Raw genomic sequence first — 21,754 nt, forward strand, 5'->3', positions numbered from 1 at the left:
ATATATGAAATCAAAGAAACCCATAATCATCACCGCATTTCTTTCCTTTTTACTTCTGATGCTGATTGTAGTCTATATGATAAATCCTCAACCTGTTAATGCAATGATGGTAGAATTTTCTAGTATGGAGAAGCAAGGTAAGCATGTTTATGTAGAACCAGATATTTCAGAGGTCACAACAACGATACTTTTGAACGATTTCGAACAATCGAGGGAGAGAGTTCCTGGGTTCTTCGAAGATTTAAAAGACAATCCAACCCTTCTTTTTGTTCAATCTCCACACGCTCTAGAGAAGTATGCTCAGAAGAATCGAACGGGCCAGACTTATTATACTTATTGGGGAAATTACATTGTTATTGGTCCAGACGGATTTAACGCGGATGTGATCGCCCATGAATTGATGCATAGTGAGTTAAGAAAGAGGTTGAAGAATAAGGATAAGGTTCCTGTGTGGTTTGATGAAGGTTTGGCTACCTTAGTTGACTATAGATATAACAGCGATAAGTTTATAAGTTTTGACAAGATAAATGAGCTAAGTAGTAGAGATGACTTTTATGAACCCTCACATGTAAAAGAAAATTATGAGATCGCCCATTCAGAAATTAATAGATGGTTTGGAATCGTTGGAAAGTCAGGTTTAGTGGAGCTTATTGATGGATTAAATAATGGAAAAGAGTTCAAAACAATCTATAAATCAATCGAATCCCAAAGCTAGGAGGTTGAGATGAAGAAATTCATTATTGTAATTCTAGCCATAATTGCTTTATTGCCATTGCATACGGTCTCCGCGGATTGGGCCGGTTCGTTTGTTGTTTATTCAGGTGACATCTACGAAATATCAGACGATGAACTCATCCCCTCGGAAGAAATCGATAAGAAGATAGGGCATGTAACTAAATTTTCCGATGAGGAAGGCACGTACAGGGGGAATTTCTCGAATATTTATCCTAAAGGTACGCCCTACTACTCAATTATCAATACCGATCCAAAAGATTTTATTGCTATTAAGACCCAAGAGGATATCTTTGTAAAAGCTTATAATAAAGGCCATTATCCCAATGATGAATTGGTTAAAAAAACGATTTGGATGTATTTCTTATTGGGGACATCGGTTATCGTCTTATTAATAATTTGGATAATAAAGCGGAAGAAAGCAGTGTTGTAGCTAGAACGGCGTGGTGAAATGAGATAACTCTGTACTTGTTTTTTTTGTTTGTGTAATTATTTTTGCATTTCTTTGGGTTTACGTAGAGAGAAAGGAATAAGCGATAACTATGAGTGCATGGAGGAGAATTGCCCAAAAATTGTTTTATGATCTCAGGTTTCATTTTAATCATAAAGATGATTCTATCTATTCTTTATTGGTATTTCTGCGAGATAGAATTATAGAAGCGCATAGAAATAATGATTTGACAGAACAGGAGAAAATTTATAATTATGCGGAGTGGTGTTTTAACCAATATAAGCGAAGTCCTTATATGCATAATGCTATTTGTGTTGGCTTTTATGAACATTTAGTTGAAGATGAAAGTACCTTGCAGGCTATTCCATATAAAGTAAAACCATATATTTTTAAAGATTTACAGGGATTATTCGAATGGATGTTAAACGAGGATAAAGATCGATATATCAAGTTAGTAGAAGAATACAATAGAGTGAACAGTACTGATTTTAATAGGTGAAAAATTCAAGTTCGAAGGGTGAATCTAGTGGAAGAAGTATCTAGTCTAATCAAAAAATTATCATGGGACACACCCCAAGAGGAAAAGGAAGATGCAATTAATAAGCTACAATACATAAAGGATGAAGATTTGCATTTATTAGTACAACCTATATCAAAAGACTATTGGGATGGAGCGGCTGAAACAGTCATACGTTTAGGATATCCACGTGTGAAAAGCATATTGCCGGGTTTACTTGAATGGATACAAGATAGGAATTGGCCAGGCGCGGGGGAAATAGCTGATTTTTTACTTGAAATAGGGGATCCGATGATTCCATATGTTAAAGATGTACTAAATCAACACAGCGATGATCAAGAATGGGTGTACTGGATTTTTGAAGTATTAATTAATCATTGGAATACGGTACAAGTCGTACAGATACAAGCAGAATTAATTAAGATTTCACAGGAAAAAGCCAATGACCTTTCGGCATTGAGAATCTTATTAACTCACGGTATATACGCAAAAGATGTGGTCTGTGAAATAATCCAGTGTAAAAAAGATGTCATTGCTTTTGAACTCAAGGAACTTCATGATACTCATCCTGAAATTGATTGTGAAGCTCTTAAAAAAGAATTCAATGAGATAATCATCAAGCAGCCTAATTTGATTAAATCATTTTATGAGCACAATAAAGAACGTTTTTTTATATGTAATGCGATATCTAACCCCCAAGAAGTTTTAAGAGAAATAGAGATTGTCACAGCAGAGTGTCTTACTTAGTCAGTCTATATGAATTTAAATAAAGGAGACTTATCAGTGAACAACATCAAAGTGCTTCATTATGATGCGTTTTCTCCCTATCCGAACAAAGGGAATCCTGCGGGAGTAGTGTTAGAAGCTGATCATTTAAGCGAAAGTGACATGCAATCGATAGCTCATAAGGTCGGTTTTAATGAAACAGTTTTTGTAGTCTCATCAGAAATAGCTGATTTAAGGCTTAAGTATTTTACGCCAGGCCATGAGATCAATCTTTGTGGACATGCAACAATGGCATCTTTATTTGCTTTAAAAACAAAGGGTATTCTTGGAGAGGCTAGCTCGGTAAAGATCGAAACAAATGTGGGTGTGCTACCCATTCAATTTAGTATGGACAACAATAATCACTTACTAATAAAAATGAAGCAAGATCAACCGAAGTTTATTGAATTTAACGGCGATAGAGCGAAGCTTGCACACGCCATAGGTTTAACCCTTGACGAGATAGAAGAGGATCTGCCTATTGTTTATGGCTGTACTGGCGCATGGACTCTATTAGTCCCGATTAAGAGAATAGATAGCTTTAATAAAATGAAACCGATTAACTCGTTGTTTCCGGAGATTTTAACGCAGCTTCCAAAAGCATCTGTACACCCATTTTCACTCCAAACGCTTGATCCGCACGCTTTAATGCATGCCAGACATTTCTCATCTCCTTATTCAGGAACCGTTGAAGATCCAGTAACAGGTACAGCATCGGGAGTCATGGGGGCTTATTATTTAAAATATATTGATCCGCATTTGGACTCGATCCAATTTGTTGTAGAACAAGGACAAGAAATCGGTAGAGATGGGAAAGTAAATGTAGAAGTGTATCGATTAGATTCTGATAGAATGGATGTGTTTATTTCTGGAACTGCGGTATTTGTGGGGGAGGTAGATTTATGGAGATGATAAAATATACTCAGCTTGGAGTGTATGGAGTCTTAGTGAAGAACGATAAAGTATTACTAATTAAGAAAGCAAGAGGCCCTCATACGGGGAAGTGGGACTTTCCAGGGGGTTCTATTGAGTTTGGAGAGGAGCCGTATGAGGCCCTTAAGAGGGAGTTTTGGGAAGAGACCGGAATTACAAGTTTAAAAGGATTGCTTCATGATTCCATTTCCTATACGTTAATTTATCCATACAGTGATACCCAGGTAGAAGAATTACACCATATAGGGATCATATATAATGTTTCATTGTTAGATGTGAACTTTGAGCTTAAGACCGATGGAGACGGACAAGACTCTGATGGGGCACAGTGGATAGAAATCAAACAACTAAACAACCTTGCTTTAACCCCTTTTGTGAAGAAAATAATGCTGGGTCATTATTAGAACTTTAATGATCTATGTAATGGAGGCAGCTTCATGATTGAAATTGATTGTTTGGGTGAAATCTGCCCAGTACCAGTAATGATGTTAAAAAAACATCAAAAAGTCATTCAGAAGGGTGAAAAGGTAATGCTAGTTACTGATCATAGCTGCGCGAAAGTTTCTATCGCGGATTACTGTCGTGGTTCAAATTTAAATCATTCCATTCAAGAAGTGATTAATGGAGTATGGGAAATTACGATTGAGGTTTAGGCTCAACACAAAGTATCTATTAAAGTCTTTTCAATATATCGAACTAATTGTTTCGTATCGTTGTCACAGCGCTGATTTTGTTTCTTTATCATGTAGACATCGTTATTGACCTGGAACTGATCAATAGGAATGATCTTGAGTTGTTTACTATACAACTCTTTTTTTATGGACATATAAGGGAGAAAGGCGAGACCATGCCCTCTAATGGCAGCAAGCTTTACCGCCTCAAGAGAGTCTAGATTAAAGAGTATATTTAATTTAAGCTCGCCCACTGCATTCAAAGCCCTTTGCACACAATGAAGCTGTGAGGACCAGATTAAAGGATAATTGGGGAGCTCAGTCAATGTGATTTTATCAGGGCAAACGGTCGTATTGCTTGCCACCAACATAACTTGATCTGAAAATACCATATGTGAGCTTAATTCGGATTTTGGAGAGGGACCGGAAATAAACCCGATATCACCTTCTTCAAGAAGTAAACGTTCTTCTACTAAGGGTGATGCCCCTTCATTTAAAGTGATATGGCAATTGGGAAAATGCTTTTTTACCTCATATAAGGTGCATGGCAGGGCATAATTACAGACTTCTGGAATCGCATAAATAGACAGCTCATGTTGTGTTGGCTGTAAATGATTGATCTCTGTGACCATATCATCATACAATTTACAGATTTGCTCCACGTACTTCTCCGCAATAATCCCTGCTTCGGTTAGGCTAGCGCCTTTATTACTTCTCACAAAAAGTTCAGAACCCAGGGTATTCTCCCATGATTTCAACTGCTGACTAAGTGCGGATTGGGTGATATGAGATTTCTGAGCGGCTTTAGATATACTTTTTAACGAAGCGATATCTAAAAACAATTTAAGCGTTTCCATATTCATACTTATTCCTCCTGTTGCCCGCTGTTAGTGCACACTATAGCATACTTGATTACGCTCCATCTGTGCCATTAGTAACACTTATACAGCATAAAGAAAGCAGATAACCACAGCTCAAATAAGTATGTTACTATTTTCACATAGTCAATTACATAAAAACGATGGAGGTGTTAGACTATGGGGCAAACCGTAAGTCCCGAAACGAGATCAACCCGAACTAGAGCTCCTAGAAAACCTAAAAAGAGTCAGTTGCCCATCGCGTTGCTGTTCACAGCTCTCATTATTGGGTTTGGTTTTTTCCTAGACCATTCCCACGATAAAATGGTTGTCTACCTGCTTTTCGGTATTTCGTTTGGCGTTATTTTGCAAAGATCACGTTTCTGCTTTACTGCATCACTTAGAGATCCCTGTATTACAGGCAGCACATCAGTTACAAGAGCGGTTCTGATTGCTTTTTCCCTTGCAACCATCGGATTTACAGCGATTAAGTACCCAGCGTTTCTAGATGGTAAACCGATTCCTGGGATGGATAATGTGGGTCAAATCAGCTTGGCTTTGATCATTGGTGCTGTATTATTCGGAATTGGCATGGTTATCGCGGGTGGATGCGCTTCGGGTACATTGATGCGTGTAGGTGAAGGATTCACGATGCAGATGCTTTCACTTGTGTTTTTTGTCATTGGTTCACTTTGGGGATCACATGATATGGGTTGGTGGAGAGCTAACGTTATAAAGGATGCACCAACTGTATTTTTGCCTGATGTATTCGGTTGGCTTGGAGCACTGGTTGTTCAGTTCCTGATTATTCTTCTGTTATACATTGCAGCTGTTAAATGGCAAGAGAAAAAGATGGGAAGCGCAGATTAGTTTAGATTATTACGTGAATATTTTCACTATTGTTATTCCAAAAAAATATAAAGGTGGTTTTTAAGATGGCTGAATTTACACTTGATTGCATGGGAGAAGCTTGTCCGGTTCCGTTAATGAGAACAGAAAAGAAAATGACTGAACTCAATGTAGGTGATGTACTAGTAGTAGCTATTGATCATAGCTGCGCAATGAAGAACGTTCCAGAATGGGCGAGAAAACAGGGACATAATGTGGAAATCGAAGAGGTTGATGATGGCGAGTGGGAAGTTGTTATTGAGAAGGTAAAATAGGATCGCTGAGTAGGAAAGGACGGTGAATGAAACGGTGAACGAATTCTGGTTGAAGATATCGTCTAACCGCTTTTACAAGCGCTTGCTCAAAGAACCGTTTACTTATGTAACTGGAGCTGTACTTCTTGCTGTGTTCGCTACAGCACATCTGGCTGTTTTCTCTAAAGGATGGGGAGTAACTAGCGCTTTTGCAGATTGGGGAGCTTGGTTGTATCGATTAGCAGGCGGAAATGTAGATCAATGGGCATATTTTAGTTCGGAAAAAGCACAAAAAACATTATCTTCCGGATTTTTGAATGATGGTGGTTCGATTCGAAATCTAGGGATAATATTAGGTGCTTTAGCAGCGACATTGTTTGCTTCCGAATTCAAGTTGAAGAAAATTAAGTCCAAAAAGCAGGTTGTAGCAGCGGTACTTGGTGGATTACTCATGGGGTACGGAGCTAGACTGGCTAATGGATGTAATATTGGTGCATTGTTTACGGCTATAGCTTCTTTATCGCTTTCAGGATGGATATTTGGATTGTTCCTGCTGGTTGGCGCATTTATAGGCAGTAAATTATTAGCCAAATTCTTTATGTAAAAGTGAAATAGGCTGAGCTTGTAGCGCTGACGAGAGTCAGCCTATTTTATTAAGGCACAGACTCACAGGAGGGACAAAAGGAATGGAAAAGAAGACAGAACAGTATGATGTCGTCATTATCGGTGGCGGGGCTGCTGGTTTAACAGCGGGAATCTATTGTGGACGTGCAAAATTAAAGACTCTTCTCTTGGAAAAATCACTGGTAGGTGGTCTTGCCACTTATACTAATGAAATAGAAAATTATCCTGGTTTTCCTGAAGGAACGACCGGTACAGACCTTATGGGATTATTTCATAAACAAGCTAAGAAATTTGGTGTGGATTTTAAAATGACAGATGTAAAATCTGTTTCGGTAGCGGAAGATATTAAGGTAGTGGAGACCTTTCGGGTTCGTTATGAGTGCAAGGTCATTATTATAGCCAGTGGGGGAAAACCAAGAATTACCGGGGCAGCAAATGAAGATATGTTCTTATATGATAAAGGAATTTCTTTCTGTGCAACCTGTGACGCTGCAGCAAATACGGGAAAGACGGTTATGGTTGTTGGCAGTGGTGATGCAGCTATTGAAGAAGGAATGTTTCTGACCAAGTTTGCAGATAAAGTAATCGTTTCTGTTATGCATGATCATGGGAAAATGGATTGTAATGAAATTGCCAAAACGCAGGCACTAGAAAACCCTAAAATGGAATTCATGTGGAATACGGTGGTAAGTTCTTTCGAAGGTGAGGAACGTTTGAATTCCGTCGTCCTGAAAAATTTAAAATCTAATGAACTGCAAAACGTAAAGGTTGATTCATGTTTCTTATTTATTGGATATACCCCGAACACGGAAATTTTATCAGGTGTAGTTGAGTTGAATCGAAATGGATATGTCCTAGTCAATGAAAAAATGGAAACAAATATACCTGGTGTGTTCGCAGCAGGCGATGTATGTGATAAGTTCCTTAAGCAAGTGGCTACAGCTGTCGGTGATGGTGCCATTGCAGGGTATGGTGCAGAGAAGTATATCTCTGAATGTGAGACCTATGAGCATCAAATTCTAAATCAAGGAAAACCATCCGTTGTTTATTTATGGAATGCAACTGATCCTTCTTGCCGGGAGCTATTACCACTCTTTGAGGCGTTTGAACAATCCCATACTGAGATCAGGGTCACAAAGGTAGATGTATATAAGTCACCCGGACTTGCTGTCAAGCTAGGAATAGATTCAGTTCCTTCTATTGTTTATCTAGATGATGGAAAGATCCAAAGAGTAATTACAGACAAGATAAGTGATAACATATTGAATGCTCTAACGAATTGATGAAAAAGCCCTATGCAGATATCTCTGCATAGGGCTTTTTTAAATTATGCTTTTATTAAATTGGACGAGCTATTTCAAGAAAGTGTCAAAGTATCAATAATAGTTGTTTTGTCATATACCTTTGAAAGCGCTTAGATATTAAGATTAATTCATAAGATAGCAAATCAACGGAGGGAGAGTAGAGGAGAACCAAGGCTGCAAAAAGAGAGAAAGCCATGAAAGATGCTTTATTTATAAGAATCTAGGTTTAGGAGGACTTACATATGGCGAACGCAAGCGTCGCACCAGACAAGACATCAAGACCGAATCTCGGCAAGCATCGGACCAGCGGGATAAGACGCTTTTTTAAGCAAATAGATCTGCAGCTTATGGTATTGCCAGCACTTGTTTTAGTTTTTATTTTTGCCTATATCCCCATGTACGGTATTCTAATCGCTTTTCAAGATTACAAGTTAGGTAATAGCTTTATTAGCAGTGATTGGGTTGGATTAAAGCACTTTATTTACTTCTTTAATGCTCCTGAATTTGAAGTGGTTATGAAAAATACAATCATAATCAGCTTACTGAAGTTCTGTTTTGGATTTCCTGCACCGATTATTTTGGCGTTAATGCTGAACGAAGTTCGTAAGATGTTCTTTAAACGGGTTATTCAGACCGTTACATACTTGCCTCACTTCTTATCGTGGGTGGTTATCGGCTCGATGGTTACCTCGATGCTATCCGTAGATAATGGCAGTATAAATATGCTGCTTGAGAAATTGAGATTTATCGATGAACCGATTAACTTCCTGTCTATGACCGAATATTTCTGGGGCATTTTAGTTACAACCAATGTGTGGAAGGAAATTGGATTTGCCTCGATCGTTTACTTAGCTGCCATTGCTGGTATTGATCCGCACTTATACGAAGCTGCTTCGATGGATGGTGCGAGTCGCTTTAAACAGATATATTTGATTACGTTGCCTTCCATTATGCCAGTTGTGATCATCTTTATGATTCTGGCAATCGGTAATCTGGTGAATGCAGGATTTGAAGATATTTTGATCCTTGCTTCCAATCCGGCTCTACGAGAGGTATCAGATTCAGTTGATGTATATGTTGTACGTGTCGGTATAGATAACTTCAGGTACTCCTATGCGACTGCTATCGGATTGTTCAAGGCCGTTATCAGTGTGACATTACTTACCTTTGCAAATTTCATTGCCAGAAGAGCGGGAAACAGCTTGTGGTAATGAATTACTCAATATAGGGGGACTGAATTATGAAACGTACTAACATAGGAGACCGATTGTTTATTGGATTCATATATGTATTCTTGACCTTACTGGCATTCTCCGCGTTTTATCCATTTTGGAATTCACTTGTGATTTCTTTTAATGAGGGGATGGATACTTCCAAAGGCGGAATTACTTTCTGGGTCCGTGAGTTCACGCTTGAGAATTATAAGATCGTATTTGAAGATTCTCGTTTAATGGGTGGATTCGTCATTGCAACATTGCGGACGGTAATTGGTACAGTAACAGCGATATTGGCCACTTCGATATTTGCTTATGGGATGTCGAAGCGCGAACTAATGGGTCGCAAATACTACATGATTATGTGTATCATTACAATGTATTTCGGTGGGGGACTCATTCCGTCATACATGCTTATCAGAAGTTTAGGCCTCTTCAACTCATTTTGGGTGTTTATTATTCCTGCACTTGTCAGCGTATGGAATATGATCATATTCCGGACCTTCTTCCAAGGTCTTCCGCAAGGTTTAGAGGAGTCAGCAAAGATTGATGGCTGCGGATACTGGGGAACTTTTCTCCGAATCGTACTTCCCTTGTCAGGGCCTGTCATCGCAACATTATCATTGTTCACAGCAGTCAATCACTGGAATGAGTGGTTCGTAGCGAGTATTTACATTACGAAAGAGGAGTTAATGCCGATTCAGACCATCTTGAGACAGATTTTGTTCTCTAATATTGCTTCAGAACAGCTGTCTAATGTAGATGCAAGTTCCATTGCTCATATTAACTCAGCCAAGAAAATAACGTCGAAGTCATTAACGATGGCTACGATCATGGTTGCAACCATTCCGATTGTATGTGTATACCCATTCCTACAAAGATTCTTCGTTAAAGGTGTCTTGGTCGGATCATTGAAAGAGTAGGATGATAGAATGAGATGGGGTTTAGAGCGTATTGCTTTGAACATAGATTACAAATTGAAAGGGGAAAATACATTGAAGACTAAGAGAAAGATGCTTCTCGGAACGTTGTCTACCTTGCTATTGTCGACTGTGGTGGCGGGTTGTAGTGGCAACAATTCAAGCGCTCCAGCTGCAACTGCTGAACCAGTGAAAGAAGGAGGAACAGCGGTTAACACAGCAACTGAAGCTCCAGCGGCTGATTTGTATGAGTTAGGGAAAGAACCGCTTGAAGTATCATTCTACGGAAACTACGGCTGGTATCAAATGCCGAAATGGGGCAAAGATGCTGCTTCTAAATGGATTTTAGATAATTTGAAAATCAATGTCACTGGAATTAGCTCTGGTGGTAATAATGCTCAGAAGCTGCAAACGATGATTGTTGGTAATGAGCTGCCGGATATTGTATGGACTGAGAAAGGTGCTGACGTAGAGCGTCTTCGTCAAGCGGATATGCTAGTTCCTTTGGATGAATACATTGATAAATATCCAAACTTTAAAAAGTACTTAACAGCTGGACATTTGGAATTGCTTCGTTCTCCTGATGGTAAAATCTATCAGCTGCCGAATTATTATACAACACAGCCAAACGGTAATGCCGGTTATGCGATCAATAAGAAAATTTACAAAGAACTCGGTTCTCCTAAGCTAGAGACTACGGATGATTTGTATGCTTACTTAAATGCTGTTAAAGCGAAGTTCCCAGATGTTATTCCGTTTGAGACTGGCTTAGCGAAAGATGGTAACGGTATTGACCAGTTGTTCTCCTCTTTTAAAGAGAATAACCTTTCGTATACTAGAATATATGCTGTACCTGATGGCGACAAAATGGCTTCCATTTACAAAGATGAAGGGTTCCGTGAGTCCGTTGTCTTTGGTGCTAAATTAATGCGTGAGAAGCTTATGACACAGGATGCGAATACCCAAACAGAAGACCAAATTAGAGAGAAAGCGATGAATGGCAAGTTCGCTGTGATTGCGACATTCGATCCGATGAAGTTGCTGGCTACTGCTGATGAAGAGATGAAGAAGAAAAATCCGGAAGATGGTTATATGTTTATTAAACCAATCTACAAACCGGGCTTGGATCAAAGTAAAATCACACCGGGAACGTACAATCAGTTAGGATGGAACGTTGCTACAATCACTAAAAACGCTAAAAATCCAGAAGCTGTATTCGCAATGCTTGATTGGATGACAGGTGCAGAAGGTTCTATGGTTCTGAACTGGGGCCCTCCAGGACCAGACGCTTACTGGGATGGATTTGAAGCAGATGGACTTACTCCTAAATTTAATAAAGATAAATATCTAAATGAGCCAGAAGCATTGTCTGAAATCAGCGGTAAGGCTGGTGACTTGGTTTGGGTAGGAAACACGGTTTTCTTGGATAATACCAAGAAAATGATGTTGCAAACCCTTCCAGCTGATAAGATCGACTTTAGTAACCGTTGGCAGATGGAAGTAACGTGGGCTTCACAAGGCGACTTTACGGAGTTCCTAAACTGGGATCCGGCTCCAGACAGTGAAGAAGGTATTATCAGACAAAGCGTTAGAGATATCTGGCTAACTGCTAGAGCGAAATCAATGTATGCGAAGACCGATGCAGAAGCATTAGCCATTCTTGACAAAGCACATGATGATTCCATGAAGGTTGGTTATGAGAAATTCCTTGATTATGTTACAAAAGTATGGACAGAAAACAAGAAAGCTTTAGGAAAATAATAATTAGTAATACGAAGGTTTGCTACTAGGCAAGCCTTCGTTTTTACGTTGTATTCTGATGATTCATTGTTTATAGGCTGTTAGACAAATTTATGAATGGTATACTGGGAAAGAGTAATGGTAGAATTTACAGGGACAGATTTATGCATTTCAAAGGGGGACTTGTTGATGTACAACGTATTATTAGTAGACGATGAGATGCTGGATCTAGAAGGTATGAGACAATTTATTCCTTGGAATGAGCTTGGTATGGAAGTTGTGGAGGCAGCAAATAACGCGTTTACCGCGTGCGATATTTTAGATCAGCATGTTATTGATATTATCGTAAGCGATGTGAATATGCCGAATATGTCGGGCCTTGAGCTGGCTCGAATTGCCATAGAGAAAAAAAAGGATATACGCGTGATATTTGTAAGCGGTTACCAAGATTTTAGCTATGTTAAGCAAGCACTGTCACTAAAGGCGTATAGCTACGTCCTTAAGCCAATGGATGATAGTGAACTCATTGCTGCACTTCAGAAAGTAAGGCAGGATTTAGACGATGAACGTAAACGCCGTGATGTTGAAGAAGCCTATCAGCATATGATTCCAATGGCCAAAAATGATTTGTTGATACGCTTATTCGAAGGGGAATGGGAAGGGGAAGAGGGTAGCCAGGCCGGAATGTTATCGCTTGTGAAGTCATACGGTCTGGATAAGCTGAATTGGCCTGTTCGTGTAGCTGTCTTGGAGCTTGACTACTTCAACTGGCTTCAAGGACAGGATAATCTATCTAAACATCAAATGGCCAAGGACTTCCTTTATGAAGTGAATAGAATAGGTCAGAAGCACGGAATGCCACATTGCTACAAGGTATCGTCCTATCGGATTGCATTATTGATTAACGAGCAGGAAATGGAAAAGTTCACTGAGGATATTTACGCCTCGATTCGTGCGAAGTTTCCAGTCACAATGACTGTAGGTGTAGGCAAACCAACATTTTCTATGGAACAGATTCATATCTCCTATCGACAAGCTATGGAAGCTGTGGACGGAAAAATGTTTATTGGCAAAGGCAATCTTATAATGTATGAGACCGTTAGCAGTGAACCAGGGATGATCGATGCTCGTATGTTAGATACCCGTATGGATACGTTGTTTAAAGCGGTGAAAGAGTATGAGTTAGTACTTATTTATGATGAGATCGACAAGTTATTCCGCTCTGTAAGTAGTTTAAGATCCAAATTCACTATTCATAATCTGGCAATGTATATCATTTGGAAGCTGGATCAGCAGTTAAAGGATGTTAGTGAGGATTTATTTGAAATTTTAGGTATGGAAATACATAGTTTAGATATTTTACACCAATTCGATACGATCAGTGATATTCGTTCGTGGCTCGTACTCAAAACGTTTGAGATCTCCGAGTACCTGCGTAGTAAATCAGATTCAGTGAACCATAAATTGATTAGAGAAATCATCCAAACGATGCAGGACAGAATGAGCGATAACTTTACGCTTAAAGATATTGCGCAGCAGTTCTCTTTCTCCCCTAACTATTTGGGCTATCTATTCAAAGAAGAAACAGGGAAAACGTTCAGTGAAGTACTTACACAGCTTCGAATGGATCAAGCAGGCAAGCTTTTAAAAGATCCGACCTGCAAAATCTATGAAATCGCTAGCAAGGTAGGCTATCGGTATCTCCCTTATTTCAGCAGACAGTTCAAAGAGGCTTATGGTATGACACCTATGGAGTATCGTAAGCGCGACAAGTGATGGGGGATGATGTTCTATGAAAATACGAAGAAGACATAAGTATGTGCCGATTGGGTATAAGTTAATGCTGACGTATATGTTTTTTATTATTATCCCTATATCCTTGATAGGGTTCGTCTCTCATTCCATGTATAATGATTCATTACGCGAACATATCAATACGAATATTAAAGGAACGTTATTGCAGATTCGTGACAATATTGATTATAAAATGGACGAAGTTACTCGAATATCAACGCAATTATACAGTGATTTTGATTTTTATCGGAATCTTCGGAGTTATGAGGAAGGCTGGGAAAATTACGATCGGATGTCTAAGAAGGTGCTACCGAAGCTTGACGTAGCTATTCAATCTACAGGTGTGAAGATAGGGATGTCGCTATTCTTAAAAAATGAATCGATCCCTGAGATCTATTCGAATTCACTTGAGGGCTATTTGGACAATAGTAGCTTTTATCATCTCTACCACATGAAACGGATTGAAGGTAAGTCCTGGTATTATGATTTTCCAACTGAAAAATACGCTGAAACTATGAAATGGTGGCAGATCGAGAGCGATGTAGAGAATAATCGTATCTCGTTGCTCCGTAGACTAATTGATACATACGAGCCTCTTAAGCCTAAAGAGATAGGATTCCTGCGGATTAATGTAAGGATTCCAGATCTATTTGACAGTGTCAATTATACGAAGATAGGAAAAGGAAGTAATTTAATTATAAAGAACGAATTTGGAAGAACGATGTATCAATCGGGTGAACTACCGGAGAACTATACTAATGAAGCCGAACTAAATAAGGATTACCTGACGATTAAAGAAACGATTATGGTTGCTAACCAAGCATGGCAATTAATCGCGCTTGTTCCGATTGCAATCCTTGAAAAGGATGCAATGAAGGTACGTTTGTTTATTATTTTAATGTGTCTCATATGCTGTGTGGTTTTTAGCTTTGTAGGCATATTTATATCCCGTTATTTTTCGATTCGGATTAATAAGTTCGTATATGTGCTTAATGCCTATCGGGAAGGCGATCTTCACAAACGTATAAAATATCGAGGGAAGGATGAATTCTCTCAGATAGCAACCGCGCTGAATGATATGGGTGAAAATATTGATATGTTGATTAAAGAGGTATATCTGACTCAGCTCCAGAAGAAGGAAGCGGAGCTTGAAATCCTACAATCGCAAATCAACCCACATTTCCTGTACAATACTTTGTCGTCTATTATTCAATTAGCGAAGTTTGGTCAAAATGAGAAGCTGCAGAAGATGGTACTGGAATTAGCGAAGTTTTATCGTTTAACGCTTAATGAAGGCCGTACGATGATTCCGGTTCCAACTGAAATTGAGCAAGCAAACGCCTATTTAGAAATCCAGAAAATTAAATATGGTGATCGCTTGGAGGTTATGTTTGATTTTGATACAGAGATCTGGCCTTATGAAACCATTAAACTGATTCTACAACCCTTTATAGAGAACGTGCTGAAGCATGCTTGGTGCGGCGATCACATTCATTTACGGATTGTAGGACGTAAGGAAGGCGATAATATTCTCTTCCGTATCATTGACGATGGTATAGGCATCAGACAAGAGCGTATTGATCAAATTTTTGATTCTAAGGGACATACAAATACAGGTTATGGCGTCCGTAATGTGGATCAACGGATTAAACTGCAATATGGACCTGAGTATGGCGTAAGTATTTTTAGTCGTGTGGGAATTGGAACATCGGTTCAGATCCTGATTCCTGCCAAAAAAAGAAAGTAAGCGGTATTGCAGTGATGATATAAAGAAGGGGTCATTAAGCTAGTTATCGCTAGCTTAATGACCCCTTTGATTATTCAAGTGAAAGTTAGAAACCTTTGTATTGAGGTTCTTCTGACTCTAATTCAGTTACCCGATTTTCAACCTGTGTAACGATTTGTTGTGTTTGCTCAGCTGCATTTGTGAATAAAGTTTTTGCACTTTCGTTTTGTGTTTCAAGTGCAAATTGCTCCAAGCTCGCTTGAGCGCCTTTTAAAGAAGATAAACATGTTTTAACTTGTGAGGCTACTGTCATTAGGTTTCTCTCCTCTGTTTTAAGTTTCTAGCATGACGTTTCCTATTGTCCTCAACCGTTACTTTAGTTATGCAGGAAAAAAATACAAGCTTTACACGTTAACCGATTTCCATAAATAAGTAGCCTAATTGAGGATTGAATGGACCTTTTTTGACAAATAATGAGTGTTACTAAACAAGTGTTGATTTAAAAAAGGAGGAAAATTGTGATGCCGGAGTGGTTGGAGGTTGTAGTACGAACACTCTTTGCTGTGGTTGTGCTTTTCTTTTTAACTAAATTACTGGGGAAGAGACAAGTATCGCAGCTTTCGTTCTTCGAGTATATTACGGGGATAACCGTCGGCAGCTTAGCCGCCTATATTTCTTTGGATACGGATAAGTATTGGCATTTAGGACTCATTGCACTGATTGTATGGGTCGCTTGTTCTTTAGGAATTGAATGGCTTCAGATGAAGAGTAAAAAAGCAAGAGACTTCATTGACTTTAAGTCTACCGTTCTTATAAAGGACGGGAAAATACTCGAAGATCATATGAAAAAGGAACGTTTAACAACAGATGAATTATTGGAAGAGCTACGTAAAAAGGATGTATTCAATATATCTGAAGTGGAATTTGCGATTATGGAGTCTGATGGAGCGATTAATATTCTGCTTAAGAAGGAGTATCTCCCTCTATCGGCAAAAGACCTGGGTGTGAAGGTTGCCCCACAGAAAGAGTCACAAGCCGTCATTATGGATGGGAAAGTATTAGATAAACCGTTAGATACCTTAAATCTGACTCGCAGCTGGCTTGATGGAGCGCTAGAGAAAATGGGGCTAACCGTCGAGAATGTATTTCTCGCTCAAGTTGATTCTTACGGTGAGCTAACGGTCGATTTGTATGCCGACAACTTTAAAGTTCCACAGCCACAAGACAAACCACAATTATATGCTTTGCTCAAAAAATGTGAAGCTGATCTGGAAATGTTCAGTTTGTCGACAGAAAATGAAAAAGCTAAAAAAATGTATGAACAATGCTCAGAGCAATTGCAAGCATCTTTGAAAGTGCTAAAGCCTTTAATCCAAAGTTGATGTGCTAACAAACCTCATACCTAAAAGCAAGAAAGAACCGGTTTTTCGCATCGGTTCTTTTTTTCGTATACAGCTAAATGGAGTATGAAGTATAAACCTCGTAAACAATTGGCAAACTAAGCCAGATTCGCAAGTCACAACCCAGGAGGTATACAGCCTATGTCAGGAATTTTAGAAACCATTAAAGATCAACTGGAGGGATGCAGTGATGCGGTGTATCAATCCATTTCTGTTCATGGGCATACCTGTCTTTTGATCTATATACCTTCCATCATCGATTCTAAGACACTTCATGAAAGTATTGCTTTGCCACTAAAAACAGAAGCAGAAGCAAAGCTGGAATGGCCGAATTTTTTAGAACGGTTAGATCAAGGAATTGTTTTTCCTATCCAATATCTCAAGGCATTTGATTTACAGAAGATTGTAGATATGATCGTTGCTGGAAAAGTAGTACTTTGTATAGAGGATCTTCCTTATGTTTATTATTTTGAAATTACCCAATATCAAAAAAGATCAGTGACCGAATCACAAAACGAACTTGTAGTGATTGGTCCCCAAGAGGCTTTCATTGAAGATATTGAAACGAATCTCTCTTTGATTCGACATAAAATTAAACATCCGGATCTAAAGACAATTCATTATACGATTGGTAAATATACAAAAACTGATGTGTATGTTGTATATATTGAAGGGCTTTACAAAAAAGAAGTTCTTGCTGAGATTAAACAGAAACTTGATGAAATAGATATTGACGGGATACTAGGTATTAGTTATATATCGGAAGAGTTGAGGAAGGGGAACTTTACGCCATTTCCGTTATTTCAATATACAGAACGTCCTGATTCGGTGGCAGCTTCTTTAATGGAAGGCCGAATCGGAATCTTACAAGATGGCACACCTACTGCAATGCTCGCTCCGACATCTTTTTTCACCATGCTGCAATCCTCTGAGGATTATTACCAGAGCTTTTATGCAGCAAGCTGGATTCGTATTGTTAGATTTCTGTTCTCAATCATATCCATGATTCTTCCATCACTTTATGTAGCGATTACAACCTTTCATCCTCAAATCATTCCACCAAACCTGTTAATTACAATTGCTTCTGCGAGAGAGAACATTCCTTTCTCAGCGCTTACCGAGGCTTTAATTATGGAGCTTACCTTTGAAGCACTTAGAGAAGCCGGGACTAGAATTCCGAAACCTGTAGGACAGACGGTTTCAATTATTGGGGGTATCGTTATTGGTCAGGCTGCGGTCCAAGCAGGAATTGTATCTGCTCCAATGGTTATTGTTGTTTCTATTACTGGAATTGCCACCTACATCATTCCTCATTATGAGCTAGGTCTGACTTTCCGGCTACTTCGTTTCCCGTTACTGGTTATGGGTGGAACAATGGGGCTGCTCGGGGTATATATTACAGCTTTTTTGATTTACGGACATTTAGCAAACTTAAGACCGTTAGGTGCTCCATATTTGCAACCCGTTGCCCCACTTGTGTTACAGGACTGGAAGGATACATTAGCGCGCTTCCCCTCGAACTTTATGAAGAAGCGCAGCAATCTTTATACAGATAGGAATAAAAGGAGACAGAAAGAGAAATGAGAATCCTGAAGATAGGAGTTATTGTAATCCTGCTCCTAAATATAACAGGTTGCTGGTCGACGAAGGTAGAGCTGGATGAACTAACATTTGTATACGGAATATTTATCGATAAAGGCAAAGAACCAGGGACTGTTGAAATTACGATTAATTCACCCTTGCCCAATCGTCTTAACGCAGCTGGACAACCTTCAATTGGCGGTGGAGGAGACGGTAATACTTATTCTACAATTTCTAAGACCGCAGAAACGATTCCAGAAGCCATGCTGTTAATTCAAAAAGACTTAACACGTCAACTTAGTCTTTCTCAATTAAAAGTAATTGTCTTAGGAAAAACCTATGCTGAACAAGGAATCAGCGAACTACTACTATGGATTAAAAGAGAGCCAAGTCTTCCTCTGGGCGCTTATGTTCTGGCTAGCCCCGGTAGTGCAAAAGAGATGAATACATTAACACCTATTTACGAGCAATTGCCTTCGGATGTACTAAAGAACTTTGGATCAGAGAGATATTTATTTTCAACGACGATTAAGGATTGCATGTTTGCAGAGGCATCAGGAGTTGGATTTGCTATCAACAATCTTTCATTTGGTAAAAAGGAAGAAACATCGAAAGAAGGAAAACCGGAGTACTGGGCAGGAATTCAAGGGGCAATGCTGTTTCAAAAAGATAAGATGAAAGGAATACTTAAGCTTAAAGAGGGAAGGGCATTAGCTTGGGCGTTAGGCAGTCTTAAGTTGGCAGTTTATTCCGTCGATTGGGATAAGGGACAAAGTGCCGCAAGTGTTATATTTGTAAGCACAACATCATCAAAGAAGTTAAAGCAAACGGTTAAAGGACCTGTGTTCACAGTGAATTTAAAGGGGAAAGCTAGTGTTATTTATTTAAGGGATCCTAAGAATAGAGATGAAGAAGAACTCAGCCAAATTATCATTGCGAAGCTTAAAGAGAAAGTTTCTGATAATCTTACCGAAGCCATTCGTAATACCCAAAAAGCAGGTGCCGATGTTCTGCAACTCGGATTGTTACTGGAATGGAACGATCCAAAGCTATGGAAGCAGATTCGAGAGCGGTGGGAGAATTATTATGCCCATGAAGCTGATATTAAGGTAAAGACAGATTTTCATATTGTAGATTATGGAACAGCAAAATAAAAACATTTAGAGGGAGAAGTTATGCGAACATCGAAATGGCAGCTTTTCCGTTTTTTTATTATTTTTTTCAACTCCCAAACCACTATTTTTTTGATTCCGAATCTAATTGCCACTTCATCCTATCAAGGCTGGATTGCATTATTAGTGGGATCTTTATTAGGGTTGATATTATTATGGTTTACTTTCCACGTCGGTATGTTGCGGCCTAATCAAGCATGGGCAAGCTTTGGAAAAGATATCATAGGTAAATGGCCACACAAGTTCATGCTTCTTTTGCTCTTATGCTGGTGTGTTTATTATGCATCCACTGATATTGAGAACTTTGTGCTATTCTTTGGTTCTAATTATCTGAGAGGAACTCCACCTCTGTTTATTCAGTGTGTAATTGGGTTAGTGATTATGTATACGGCTAGTTTAGGCTTTACAACGATGGCGTATATGGCGGATGGACTTTTTATTATTTTTTTTATTACAATGATCATTTTATTTAATTTATTTCTCCCGAATGCGGACTTCAATATGCTACCCGCCTTCATTCATTATCATGATCCCGGAATTGCGCTGAAGGACTCTATTGTAGCCATGTCATGGTTTGGAGAATGGATTGTTCTCTTGTTTGTGGTGCCCGATCTGAAACTTGAAGCAAAGATATTGAAGAGATTGGTGTTCACTGGAATTTTTCTCATGGTAACTGTCTTCATTGGTTGGTCACTGACGATGATGAGTTTTGGACCCCATTTGGGTCAGGAACTGCAATATCCTTTCCTTGAATTGGTACGCAGCTCCAAACAAGAAAATTTACTAGGCAATTCGGATCCGCTCATAATTGGATTATGGTCGTCTTCTATGTTCATTCACAGCTCATTCCTTATCTACATAGCCTCTAGATGTGTATCCAGCTTGTTTAATACAAAAGCTAGAAAAATGTATATTCCTTTCTTAACATTAGCTTCAATCACGATAGCTTTTTTGTATTCACGACACATAGGCAGTTATTATAAACACTATAATAGCTATGCTATTGCCGTTATTTGGCTAATCGTTGAAAGCATCCCGATCTATTACGCCATCACGGCTTTCTTTCGATATCGGAATAAAACTGCGAAGTAAATGTAACCATGAGGGGAAATTTAGGTTCTGCCTTTTTAATAGGCAGGGCCTTTTCTTGTGAATTATATATTGGATACACTTTCTGTTATGATGAAAGGACTTATTACAATAATTTCCTCGGATTGGGTGGTGTATTTACATGAATCTTCAAGAAGTTACTGAACTCATCAAATCTATTAGAACCAATCTAGCTAAAGTCATCGTTGGAAAAGAGGATGGAGTAGACCTGCTATTAACCGCATTACTTGCCAATGGTCATGTTCTACTGGAGGATGTTCCGGGTACAGGTAAAACCTTGTTAGCCAAAGTCCTTGCAAAGTCTTTAGATTGTACATTTAAGCGTATTCAATTTACACCAGACTTGCTGCCTTCTGATTTAAGCGGGATTAATTTTTATAATCAAAAGTCAGGTGAATTTCAGTTTAGACCCGGTCCAGTATTTGCGAATATTTTGTTGGCTGATGAAATTAACCGTGCAACACCAAGAACACAATCCAGTCTGCTGGAATGTATGGAGGAACGGCAAATCACGATCGATGGCGTGACTCATGGCCTAGAAGCACCTTTTCTCGTTATTGCTACTCAGAATCCGATTGATAACCAAGGCACTTTTCCGTTGCCTGAAGCTCAATTAGATAGATTTCTGATGCGGATTACTACGGGTTATCCTTCATTTGACGAAGGGATTCATATTTTGCAGCGTTTTCGTGAGAATAATCCACTTGAAGAGTCTTTTGCTGTGGCTGCCGCTCAAGATATACAAGCTGCGCAGCGTTTGGCCGCTTCCGTGAGTATTAGTGATGATTTGCTAGCGTATATCGTTCGGATTACGGAAGCTACTCGCAAATCTACGGCAGTAAAACTAGGGGCGAGTCCACGTGCAAGTGGAGCATTGCTCAGATCATCTCAAGGATATGCTCTAATCCAAGGTAGATCTTACGTTACACCAGATGATATTAAAGCCGTAGCTGTTCCGGTGCTTGCACATCGTCTACTTCTTCATCGTGGATTGGGTTCAAAAGAGGGACAGGCCGCGGAAATTGTGTTACAAGTGCTTCGTGAGGTAGAGGTGCCGACTGAACTCGTTGCGTCCTTAAGAGGCGGAAAGGTGGAATGAGC

23 protein-coding genes are annotated in these 21,754 nt (G+C 39.1%); 21 read left to right on the forward strand and 2 right to left on the reverse strand.

Features of this window, described 5'->3' with window-relative positions; all coding sequences use genetic code 11:
• The first annotated feature begins 4 nt into the window (after positions 1-4).
• From MKX60_RS18940 to MKX60_RS18970, 7 genes are all read left to right on the forward strand, one after another.
• Positions 5-715, forward strand: a complete 711-nt coding sequence (locus tag MKX60_RS18940; protein WP_143759365.1) for a hypothetical protein — start codon at positions 5-7, stop codon at positions 713-715.
• A 9-nt stretch (positions 716-724) separates the two neighbouring features.
• The gene (locus MKX60_RS18945; protein ID WP_179086670.1) at positions 725-1,165 is read left to right on the forward strand and encodes a hypothetical protein; all 441 of its coding nucleotides are present in this window, start codon (positions 725-727) and stop codon (positions 1,163-1,165) included.
• A gap of 109 nt (positions 1,166-1,274) precedes the next feature.
• Complete coding sequence (locus tag MKX60_RS18950; protein ID WP_143759367.1) at positions 1,275-1,682, forward strand: DUF7674 family protein; 408 nt, start codon at positions 1,275-1,277, stop codon at positions 1,680-1,682.
• Positions 1,683-1,709: 27 nt separating this feature from the next.
• The gene (locus MKX60_RS18955) at positions 1,710-2,447 is read left to right on the forward strand and encodes a DUF5071 domain-containing protein (RefSeq protein ID WP_076298923.1); all 738 of its coding nucleotides are present in this window, start codon (positions 1,710-1,712) and stop codon (positions 2,445-2,447) included.
• A gap of 36 nt (positions 2,448-2,483) precedes the next feature.
• Positions 2,484-3,377, forward strand: a complete 894-nt coding sequence (locus MKX60_RS18960) for a PhzF family phenazine biosynthesis isomerase (protein WP_076286372.1) — start codon at positions 2,484-2,486, stop codon at positions 3,375-3,377.
• Positions 3,368-3,802 carry an NUDIX hydrolase gene (locus MKX60_RS18965; protein WP_341060663.1) on the forward strand — a complete coding sequence of 145 codons (435 nt, stop codon included), beginning with the start codon at positions 3,368-3,370 and terminating at the stop codon, positions 3,800-3,802. The genes MKX60_RS18960 and MKX60_RS18965 overlap by 10 nt, the downstream gene beginning before the upstream one ends.
• A 33-nt stretch (positions 3,803-3,835) precedes the next feature.
• The gene (locus MKX60_RS18970) at positions 3,836-4,051 is read left to right on the forward strand and encodes a sulfurtransferase TusA family protein (RefSeq protein ID WP_341060664.1); all 216 of its coding nucleotides are present in this window, start codon (positions 3,836-3,838) and stop codon (positions 4,049-4,051) included.
• Between the two features lie 2 nt (positions 4,052-4,053).
• Here the strand turns inward: MKX60_RS18970 and MKX60_RS18975 are convergent, their stop codons facing one another.
• Positions 4,054-4,932, reverse strand: a complete 879-nt coding sequence (locus tag MKX60_RS18975; protein WP_341060665.1) for a LysR family transcriptional regulator — start codon at positions 4,930-4,932, stop codon at positions 4,054-4,056.
• Between the two features lie 174 nt (positions 4,933-5,106).
• On the opposite strand from MKX60_RS18975, the gene MKX60_RS18980 reads away from it, so the two are divergent.
• The 9 genes from MKX60_RS18980 (at position 5,107) to MKX60_RS19020 (ending at position 15,411) form a co-directional block, all read left to right on the forward strand.
• The gene (locus MKX60_RS18980) at positions 5,107-5,796 is read left to right on the forward strand and encodes a YeeE/YedE thiosulfate transporter family protein (RefSeq protein WP_341060666.1); all 690 of its coding nucleotides are present in this window, start codon (positions 5,107-5,109) and stop codon (positions 5,794-5,796) included.
• A 65-nt stretch (positions 5,797-5,861) separates the two neighbouring features.
• Complete coding sequence (locus MKX60_RS18985; RefSeq protein WP_036678256.1) at positions 5,862-6,089, forward strand: sulfurtransferase TusA family protein; 228 nt, start codon at positions 5,862-5,864, stop codon at positions 6,087-6,089.
• A gap of 22 nt (positions 6,090-6,111) precedes the next feature.
• Entirely contained in the window at positions 6,112-6,672 is a 561-nt protein-coding gene (locus MKX60_RS18990) for a YeeE/YedE thiosulfate transporter family protein (RefSeq protein WP_256716256.1), read from the forward strand.
• Between the two features lie 82 nt (positions 6,673-6,754).
• Positions 6,755-7,975 carry an FAD-dependent oxidoreductase gene (locus MKX60_RS18995; RefSeq protein WP_341060667.1) on the forward strand — a complete coding sequence of 407 codons (1,221 nt, stop codon included), beginning with the start codon at positions 6,755-6,757 and terminating at the stop codon, positions 7,973-7,975.
• Between the two features lie 263 nt (positions 7,976-8,238).
• Entirely contained in the window at positions 8,239-9,207 is a 969-nt protein-coding gene (locus MKX60_RS19000) for an ABC transporter permease (protein WP_042127372.1), read from the forward strand.
• A gap of 29 nt (positions 9,208-9,236) precedes the next feature.
• The gene (locus tag MKX60_RS19005) at positions 9,237-10,133 is read left to right on the forward strand and encodes a carbohydrate ABC transporter permease (RefSeq protein ID WP_042127373.1); all 897 of its coding nucleotides are present in this window, start codon (positions 9,237-9,239) and stop codon (positions 10,131-10,133) included.
• A gap of 72 nt (positions 10,134-10,205) precedes the next feature.
• The gene (locus MKX60_RS19010) at positions 10,206-11,891 is read left to right on the forward strand and encodes an extracellular solute-binding protein (protein ID WP_143759369.1); all 1,686 of its coding nucleotides are present in this window, start codon (positions 10,206-10,208) and stop codon (positions 11,889-11,891) included.
• A 168-nt stretch (positions 11,892-12,059) separates the two neighbouring features.
• Complete coding sequence (locus MKX60_RS19015) at positions 12,060-13,646, forward strand: response regulator transcription factor (protein WP_076298928.1); 1,587 nt, start codon at positions 12,060-12,062, stop codon at positions 13,644-13,646.
• 16 nt (positions 13,647-13,662) lie between these two features.
• Positions 13,663-15,411 (forward strand): sensor histidine kinase, encoded by a 1,749-nt coding sequence (locus MKX60_RS19020; RefSeq protein ID WP_076286367.1) that lies wholly within the window; start codon positions 13,663-13,665, stop codon positions 15,409-15,411.
• Positions 15,412-15,496: 85 nt separating this feature from the next.
• Here the strand turns inward: MKX60_RS19020 and MKX60_RS19025 are convergent, their stop codons facing one another.
• Positions 15,497-15,703 (reverse strand): DUF1657 domain-containing protein, encoded by a 207-nt coding sequence (locus MKX60_RS19025; RefSeq protein WP_036678243.1) that lies wholly within the window; start codon positions 15,701-15,703, stop codon positions 15,497-15,499.
• A 208-nt stretch (positions 15,704-15,911) separates the two neighbouring features.
• Here MKX60_RS19025 and MKX60_RS19030 point away from each other — a divergent pair, with 208 nt between their 5' ends.
• The 5 genes from MKX60_RS19030 to MKX60_RS19050 all read left to right on the forward strand — a co-directional run bounded on the left by MKX60_RS19030 (position 15,912) and on the right by MKX60_RS19050 (position 21,752).
• Entirely contained in the window at positions 15,912-16,772 is an 861-nt protein-coding gene (locus MKX60_RS19030) for a DUF421 domain-containing protein (RefSeq protein WP_076298929.1), read from the forward strand.
• Positions 16,773-16,931: 159 nt separating this feature from the next.
• Positions 16,932-18,374 carry a spore germination protein gene (locus tag MKX60_RS19035; protein ID WP_076286365.1) on the forward strand — a complete coding sequence of 481 codons (1,443 nt, stop codon included), beginning with the start codon at positions 16,932-16,934 and terminating at the stop codon, positions 18,372-18,374.
• Positions 18,371-19,525, forward strand: coding sequence for a Ger(x)C family spore germination protein (locus MKX60_RS19040; RefSeq protein ID WP_076286364.1), 1,155 nt, complete (start codon positions 18,371-18,373; stop codon positions 19,523-19,525). Before MKX60_RS19035 ends, MKX60_RS19040 begins: the two co-directional genes overlap by 4 nt.
• A gap of 21 nt (positions 19,526-19,546) precedes the next feature.
• Positions 19,547-20,635: a GerAB/ArcD/ProY family transporter gene (locus tag MKX60_RS19045; protein ID WP_341060668.1), complete on the forward strand. Its 1,089-nt coding sequence runs from the start codon at positions 19,547-19,549 to the stop codon at positions 20,633-20,635.
• Positions 20,636-20,774: 139 nt separating this feature from the next.
• Positions 20,775-21,752, forward strand: coding sequence for an AAA family ATPase (locus tag MKX60_RS19050; protein WP_341060669.1), 978 nt, complete (start codon positions 20,775-20,777; stop codon positions 21,750-21,752).
• Positions 21,753-21,754: the final 2 nt, after the last annotated feature.

Source organism: Paenibacillus sp. FSL R5-0914, assembly GCF_038004525.1.
Taxonomy (GTDB): Bacteria; Bacillota; Bacilli; order Paenibacillales; family Paenibacillaceae; genus Paenibacillus_AQ.